This window comes from bacterium (assembly GCA_030655055.1).
Lineage (GTDB): Bacteria > Edwardsbacteria > AC1 > AC1 > EtOH8 > UBA5202.
In genome coordinates this window covers 19,886-27,568 of record JAURWH010000012.1, presented here as the reverse complement: position 1 = coordinate 27,568, position 7,683 = coordinate 19,886, and the positions used below count along the sequence as shown (strand labels likewise).

At 54.4% G+C, this 7,683-nt stretch carries 7 protein-coding genes and 1 pseudogene; 1 reads left to right on the top strand and 7 read right to left on the bottom strand.

Translation table 11 applies throughout. The features are described from left to right. Positions 1–271 precede the first annotated feature (271 nt). From Q7U71_00590 to Q7U71_00560, 7 genes and pseudogenes are all read right to left on the bottom strand, one after another. Positions 272–886: a site-specific integrase gene (locus Q7U71_00590; GenBank protein MDO9390256.1), complete on the bottom strand. Its 615-nt coding sequence runs from the start codon at positions 884–886 to the stop codon at positions 272–274. A gap of 75 nt (positions 887–961) precedes the next feature. Beyond that, a complete protein-coding gene (locus tag Q7U71_00585) occupies positions 962–1,183 on the bottom strand; it encodes a type II toxin-antitoxin system HicA family toxin (GenBank protein ID MDO9390255.1) in 222 nt (73 codons plus the stop codon). Continuing rightward, entirely contained in the window at positions 1,180–1,386 is a 207-nt protein-coding gene (locus Q7U71_00580; GenBank protein ID MDO9390254.1) for a type II toxin-antitoxin system HicB family antitoxin, read from the bottom strand. Before Q7U71_00580 ends, Q7U71_00585 begins: the two co-directional genes overlap by 4 nt. A 36-nt stretch (positions 1,387–1,422) precedes the next feature. Next, the gene (locus Q7U71_00575; protein ID MDO9390253.1) at positions 1,423–2,607 is read right to left on the bottom strand and encodes a CoA transferase; all 1,185 of its coding nucleotides are present in this window, start codon (positions 2,605–2,607) and stop codon (positions 1,423–1,425) included. A 48-nt stretch (positions 2,608–2,655) separates the two neighbouring features. After that, a pseudogene (locus Q7U71_00570) lies at positions 2,656–3,528 on the bottom strand (hydroxymethylglutaryl-CoA lyase). A 108-nt stretch (positions 3,529–3,636) separates the two neighbouring features. Next, positions 3,637–4,755 (bottom strand): isocitrate/isopropylmalate dehydrogenase family protein, encoded by a 1,119-nt coding sequence (locus tag Q7U71_00565; GenBank protein MDO9390252.1) that lies wholly within the window; start codon positions 4,753–4,755, stop codon positions 3,637–3,639. 137 nt (positions 4,756–4,892) lie between these two features. After that, entirely contained in the window at positions 4,893–5,240 is a 348-nt protein-coding gene (locus Q7U71_00560; GenBank protein ID MDO9390251.1) for a metalloregulator ArsR/SmtB family transcription factor, read from the bottom strand. 319 nt (positions 5,241–5,559) lie between these two features. On the opposite strand from Q7U71_00560, the gene Q7U71_00555 reads away from it, so the two are divergent. After that, a complete protein-coding gene (locus tag Q7U71_00555) occupies positions 5,560–7,494 on the top strand; it encodes an FG-GAP-like repeat-containing protein (protein ID MDO9390250.1) in 1,935 nt (644 codons plus the stop codon). The last annotated feature ends 189 nt before the right edge of the window (positions 7,495–7,683 follow it).

The following is a 7,683-nucleotide window of genomic DNA, read 5'->3' as shown; positions in this document are numbered from 1 at the left end:
GGGCCATAGTTTATTCTCTGCGTAACACAAGCTGTCGTCAAAAAAGCTATCGTTGTCAAAAATAAAAAAAAGACAAATCTATTTCTCATAGTTAACTCACTTCTGCAAATACATCATGTTTAAAGCGTAGTATATTCCTTCATGGCCTTGAACTCCACAGCCGTTTAGCCAGTTAACCCAATGTCGGATAAAAAACATGAAAGAATTAATAATAATCCCTCTGAGCCAGAGTTTACCCTGAGTGTATCGAAGGGAGTCTCTGTGGCTAATCTTAGATCTCCCGCGCCGGGGTCAGCACCTGCTCAAAGTAAAACTTGATGGCGCTCATGGCCTGGTTCCTATAACTCCCGGACACGCCCTTCTCGCCGCTCAGGTATTCCAGGTAAGCCTTGATCTCCGCCGGACCCAGTTCCTGGGGCGGCCGGTGCCCGGTATGGGCCAGCAGCAAATTAAAATGAGACACATAGACCCGGATGGTGGCCTCGCTGTAATTGCGCTGGCGGAGCAGTTCCAGGTACTCCGGCGGCAGGGCCGGGCTTTGGGAAGATGAACGCCTTCTTTTCCGTCCGTCCGTCCGGGGCCCGTCAGCGCTCCGTCTGGCCCGCCGGCCGGGCTGGGGCGCGTCGGTGACCTCGGCCAAACCGTCCAGCTTGGCTTGGAGGTAGGCCAGCCAGTTCTCCCGCCAGGGCATCAGGCCCTCATGGGATCCGGCCCGCCAGTGCAGGCTGGGCAGCCTCTTTTTGATCTCGGCCACCGGGATCTCATCGCCGATATCCAGCTTGACCCATTTCCGGCCCAGATGGGTGATGGGTTCGCAGTAGATGGTCATCCGGTTCACCGATTGGTCTGGTTGGGTCCCGGGTATGTCGTGAGTTCCGTCATTCATTATATTCTTCGTATCCGTCATTAATTAAATTGCCGCTTTGTCCTTCATGGCCTTGATCTATTTAGCGGGTGATTATTAAAGTAATTTCACAAATTCATCTACGCTTAAGCCAGACTGCCGGATAATAGCCCGCAATGTCCTGGTATCCAGCTCTTTGTGGTCCGGAACTACCAGCTGGCAGAAGGGGTCGTCTTTTCTCAGGATCATGTGGCTGCCGGCCTGCCGTTTTAAATAAAAACCTGTCTTCTGAAGGGCCTTCAGACACTGCTGGCCCGAGATGCGCGGCAGAACGCTCATACAGCCAGCAGCAGGGCGTTGAAGTTTTCCTCGGGTACGGGCAGCTTGTCTTCCAGCAGGGCGGCGATGTAGCCGTCAATGGCCTCTCGGGCATTGGTGATGGCCTCTTCCTTGGTTTTGCCCTGGGTGATGCATCCGGGCAGACTGGGGCATTCAACCACCCAATACCCGTCTTCGCCTTGGTAGATCAGTATCTGTCTCATTCATTCGCTCCTTTTGCAGTCGTTCCCCGGAAAATTTTAAATTGCCGCTTTTTCCTTCATGGCCTTGATCTCTTCCGCGGTATAGCCCAGCTGGGTCAGGATCTCGTTCTGGTGCTGGCCCAATGTCGGGGGCGGGGCGTCGATGCTGGCCGGGGTGGCCGAGAACTTGGCCGACAGGTTGAACAGCTTCAGCTCGCCCAGATCCTTATCCTGGATGGTCTCGATGGTCTTGCGGTAGGCTACCTGCTCGGCGGCCAGCGCCTTCTCCAGGCTGAAGATGTCGCCGGTGGGGATGCCCTTGGCGTTCAGGGCCTCCACCCAGTGATCGGTGGTCTGGGTCTTCAGCTTTTCCTCCAGCAGGGGGGTCAGCAGTTTGCGGTTCTTTTTGCGGGTGTCCCGCTCCTGGAACCGGGGATCGGCCAGCAGTTCCGGCACTCCCAGCGCCAAAGCCAGGTCTTCCCACTGCTTCTGCTGGTTGGCCGCGATGTTGACGAAGCCGTCCTTGGTGACGAAGGTTCCCGAGGGGGCGGCGGTGAAGTTGTCGTTGCCCATGGCCACCGGCTGCTGGCCGCCGATCAGCAGATTGGCCGCCACCCAGCCCATCAGGGGCATGATGGAATCCAGCAGGGCGATGTCTATGAACTGGCCCTCGCCGGTCTTCTCCCGGTAATACAGGGCGGCCATGATGGCGAAGGCGGCGTTAAGCCCGCCCACCGTGTCGCAGACCGGGAAGCCGGCCCGCAAGGGGTGCAGTCGCTCGTCGCCGTTGACATCCATCACCCCGGACAGGCCCTGGATGATCTGGTCGTAGGCCGGCTTAAAGGCGTCGGGCCCGGCCTGGCCGAACCCGGAGATGGCGCAGTAGACTATCTTGGGGTTGATCTTCTTGATCTCGGCGTAGGAGAAGCCCAGCCGGTCCATCACGCCGGGGCGGAAGTTCTCCACCACCACGTCGGCGGTCTTCAGCAGTTTGCGGAAGATCTCCTTGGCCTCCTCGGCCTTCAGGTTCAGGGTGATGGATTTCTTGTTGGCGTTCTGGGCCAAAAAGGAGGTGCCCATCAGCTTCTGGTTCAGGGCCGGGACCGCCCCCAGCTTGCGGGCCAGGTCGCCGCCATCGGGGTTCTCGATCTTTATCACCTCGGCCCCTAAAAGGGCCAGGTGCATGGTGGAAAAGGGCCCGGACAGGACGTTGGTCATGTCCAGCACCCGGATGTTCTGCATCATTTTTTTAGGCCTCGGTTTTATCAGTGAGCCGGACCTGAGCACGGCGCCCGGCAGTTCGCGGTTAAAGAATAGGGAAACCTCCTGGGCCACATCCAGCAGACGGAACAGGTCGATGTCGGTCCTAAGCTCCGCCCGCTGCAGGGAGTGGACGAAGTCCTCGGTGCTGACGTTGCCGGCCGCCACCTTGGTGAAGGGGCAGCCGCCCAGTCCGCCCACCGCCGTCTCGATGTATTTGACCCCGGCGTTCATGGCCGCATAGCAGTTGGCCATCCCCAGCCCGTAGGTGTTGTGGAAATGGCAGGCCAGTTCCACGTTCGGGTACATCTTCCGTATGGCTGAAAACAGCCGTTCCACCTGCTGGGGGTTGGCGTGTCCGGCGGTGTCGGCCAGGCTGATGTTTTTGATCCCGGCCTCCAAATACTTTTTGACCATGGCCAGCACCTTGTCCTCCGGTATCGGGCCGTCGAAGCCGCAGCCGAAGGCCGACTGGACCGAGGCCTGGACCTTTTTGCCGGCGTCCTGGGCCTTTTTGGCCATTGACAGGATCTGTTCCATGGCCTTGGCCGGGCTCATCCCGGTGTTCTTCTGGCTGTGGGTCTCGGAGGCCGAAACGCCCATGCAGAACATCTCCACCCCGCAGGCCAGCCCGCGCTCGAAACCTTTTTCGTTCAGCACCAGTCCGGACAGGATGGTCTTGGGGTTCGGCTTGCCGTTCTTGGCGTAATGCTGGAACAGGGCATCGGTGTCGGCCATCTGGGGCACCTTCACCTGATGGACGAAGGAGCCCACCTGGATGATGTCCACCCCGGAACCCATCAGGGCGTCGATCCATTTGATCTTGATGTCCGTGGGAACCGGCTGTTTTTCTATCTGCAGGCCGTCCCGCAGGCCTACTTCGTGAATGAAGATTTCAGGCATATGTTGATTCTTATTATTGTTGGGGCAGGTTTAAAACCTGCCCTTACGATTTTACTGTCGGGGCAATTCAATTGTAGGGGCGATTCGTGAATCGCCCCTACAGGATCATTATAATTTCCCGGCGATGGCCTCGGCCATTTCCAGGGTCTTGGCGGAGCCGCCCATGTCGTAGGTCCGGACCTTGCCTTCCAGGATGACGGCGGCGGTGGCCTTCTCTATCTTGTCGGCCTTTTCGGTCTCGCCCAGCCAGGTCAGCATCATCTTGGCGGCCAGAATGGTGGCGATGGGATTGGCCTTGTACATGCCGGCGTACTTGGGGGCCGAGCCGTGGGTGGGTTCAAACACCGCCAGTTTCTGGCCGATGTTCCCCGAGCAGCCGAAGCCCAGGCCGCCCACCATCTGGGCGCACAGGTCGGAAATGATGTCGCCGAACAGGTTGGTGGCCACCAGCACCTCGTAGTTCATGGGGTTCTTTAAAAGCCACATGCAGATGGCGTCCACGTTGGCGTCGTCGCACTGGATGCCGGGGTAGTCCTTGGCCACTTCCTTGCCGATCTCCAGGAACAGGCCCTCGGTGGCCCGCACCACGTTGGCCTTGTGGACGATGGTCACCTTCTTGCGGTTGTACTTCTTGGCGTACTCAAAGGCCGCCCGGACGATCCGCTCCGAGCCTTTGCGGGTGTTGATCTTGCAGGTCATGGCATACTGGTCCAGGGCCACGTCCTTGAAGGCGGAGAATGGCTTGGAGATCTTGGCCAGCACATCCCGCAGTTCCTGGGGCACCGGGTTGAACTCCACCCCGGAGTACAGCCCCTCGGTATTCTCCCGGAACACCACCAGGTCGATCCCCTCCTTAAAATTGATGGGGCTTCCCGGATAAGCCTTGCAGGGCCGAAGGCAGGTGTAGAGGTCGAACAGCTGGCGCATCCGGACGATGGGCGAGCGGTAGACCATGCCCTTGCCCTGAAGTTCGGGAATGAGTTCCTTTTCGGCGGCCTTGACCGGCTTGGAGGTGATGGCTCCGAACATGGCGGCGTCAACCTTGCCCAAAAGATCTATGGTCCGCTGGGGGAAAGCTTCGCCCTCCTTGCACCAGAATTCCCAGCCGATGTCCCCGTGGGTGTATTCGGCGTCGAACTTGACTGCGTCCAGCACTATCTTGGCGGCTTCCATAACTTCGATTCCGATGCCGTCTCCCGGCAGCCAGGCTATCTTGTACTTGGCCATGAGGGTCTCCTTGTGGATATTGTTAATTGTTTAATAATCTTATGGTAAGATTATCATTTTACCTTAAATAAATGCATTATGTCAAGTGAAACGGGGCAAGGGAAATTACCGCCGGGGGCTGGTCCGCAGCCCGGCGGTCACCGCAATCTCTTTATCTTTCGGCGGTCCGCTTTTTTCATTTTTTTATGGTCATCGCTGACCATGCTGTCCTGATTGGCCCACTGGGTGATGTGCTTCAGCAGGATCGGGACGTACTCGTTGGCGGCCGCCGAGGAAAGCCGGTAGTTGACCCACAGTGCGTCCCGCTTGTCCTCGACCAGTCCGGCGTTCTTCAGCTGGTGGAGGTGCCGGGAGACGCAGGGCTGGGAGATGCCCAGTACCGAGGTCAACCCGTTGACGCTCATGGGCTTCTCCTGTAGCATCTTCAGTATTCGGATCCGGTTCTGGTCGCTCAGGGCCTTGAACACCTTTACCAAGTTCTTCATATGGTCCGCCTCGATATGCTTATATAGCTATATGGATATATAAATGATATCAAAATCCCGGCAGGTTGTCAAGAAGATTTCACCCGGTTATGAAGGTTTTGTTGCCTGGAAATTATCCCTTCCGGTTGATCATTAGCGTGCAAAAGACCAATGCAAACTTTCAATCCCAAAACTTCAGGTTGCGGTGACAAAAACATTGATTTTGTTCTTGACATTTAAAATTTTAGGTGTACAATACTATACGTTGGCAAATAAATTTGTGACATCTTGCGGCCACTGTGAAGGAATCAATTCTAAAACTTAACCAAGGAGATCCGCCATGTCAGCAAAATATTTGTTAGTATTACTGGCCGGGCTTGCTTTATTTTCCCAACCGGTTTACGCCGGGCAGTGGGTCGAGACCACCCAGACCGATTTTGCCGACGGCGTATTCAACGTCAATGTGATAGCAGAACATTCAGGAATATTGAAAGTGCACCAAGACGCAATTTACGACTTGAATGAGGACGGAAATCCCGACATTATCATCAGCAACATGCAGGATACTCTATGGGGAGACGATTTTGATGTGCCGTCGTATATTTACTGGGGCACCGACTCCGGCTATACAATAAGCCAACGTACTGCCCTTTACACACACGGCGCGACCGGAAACAGTGTGGCTGACCTGAATAATGACGGATATTGGGATATAGTATTTAGCAGTTATGACCGTTCAGGATCTCAATATGGCAGGATATACTGGGGTAGCGACCAGGGTTATACCGAGGCCAACACAGATTCCCTGCCTGTTCAAGGATCACATTACAATTATGTTGCCGATCTTGATGGCAATCACTACCTAGATATCATTTTCACCAATTATGGAAAGAATTATGCACATGATGTCCCTTCATATATTTACTGGGGAGGTGCATCTGGGTACAGCAGTTCTAACCGGACGGAACTGCAAACCCACGGTGCCACGGGTTGTTCGGTATCGGACCTGAACAGGGACGGGTATTTGGACATTGTAATCAGTAATACGATCAGTGGCATAGACGATGTTTGTATAAACTCTTATATCTTCTGGGGCGATTCAAGCGGATACAGTGATAACCATAAGGATTCATTACCGACCAAGGCCGGTTACGGCAATGCCGTATGCGATCTCAATAAAGATGGCTACCTGGATATTGTATTTTCTAACCACCGCGACGGTTCGGACCCCAATTATCAATATGAGTGCAATTCGGTGATATATTGGGGAGATTCCACCGGACATTTTTCTTCAACGCGGGTCACTGAACTTCCCACGCTGGGGGCGATTTCTGTTTCAATTGGAGACCTCAATCTTGACCAATGGCCGGATGTGGTCTTTGCGAACTGGCGAAGCGGTACAACATGGAATGTTTCGTCTTATATATATTGGGGGTCGTCATCCGGATATCAAGCCACTAATCGTACAGAATTGCCGGTATTTGCTTGCACCGGAGTAATGATAGGAAAAGTAGCCAACAACGGCACTCCTGGCGGCGGGCAGTACCCGGATATCGTCTTCACTGGACAAACTAATTCATTCATTTACTTTAACGGCACAGATGGTTTCTCTACAAGCAATCGGACATCACTGAGTTGCAGTTACGGGAGCATGTCAACGAAGAATGCAGGCAATTTGTGCGATAGAAGCAAAATTGAAACCTACTATTCATCGGTTTTCGGGAACGAGGTTGATACCAAAGAATGGGGATCTTGTTCCTGGAACGAGCAAATGCCAGCCGGGGCCAGTGCCCAGGTTTCTTTAAGAACCGGGAACACAGCCGATCCCGATGACGGGAGCTGGAGCTCCTGGTCCCAGGTTGCCAAATCGGGACTGCCGGGTAAAACTTCGCCGTCGAAATATATTCAGTATCAATATACTGCCATGGCCAATGAACTTTACCAGGGTCCGGTATTGAATGACATCACAATTGACTACAATATACCGGCCGGGATCAACGGAGAGCCCCAGGGAGACTTGAAGACAGACTTTTTCGTGCAAATACAGGGTTCGCAGGCCAGGATCAGATATACCCTGGCCGAGCCGGGCCGGGTCTCGATCAAAGTCTTTAATCTGCTTGGTCAGCAGGTCGCGGTGCTGGAGCAGGGGATGAAACCGGCCGGAAGTTACCAGCTTAACTGGGGCAAACAGGGGGCGATGTCCAACGGAATATACATTGTCCGCGCTCAACTTGGCCGGGAGCAATTTACCAAGAGGTTGGTGTTGGTAGAGTAACCGCCTAAAGGTCAGATTTGATCACCCCCGGGAAAAAGACGCAGAAGTTACTGCGTCTTTTTTATTCTCCATCGCCAGGATGTCCTGAATTGATTTGATAAATATCAGGCAGTTGAAATCATGATTTCATATTGCACAACCGGGTATATTTATGATATCATAACAGGTTGAACCCCAAAGCAAACCTAA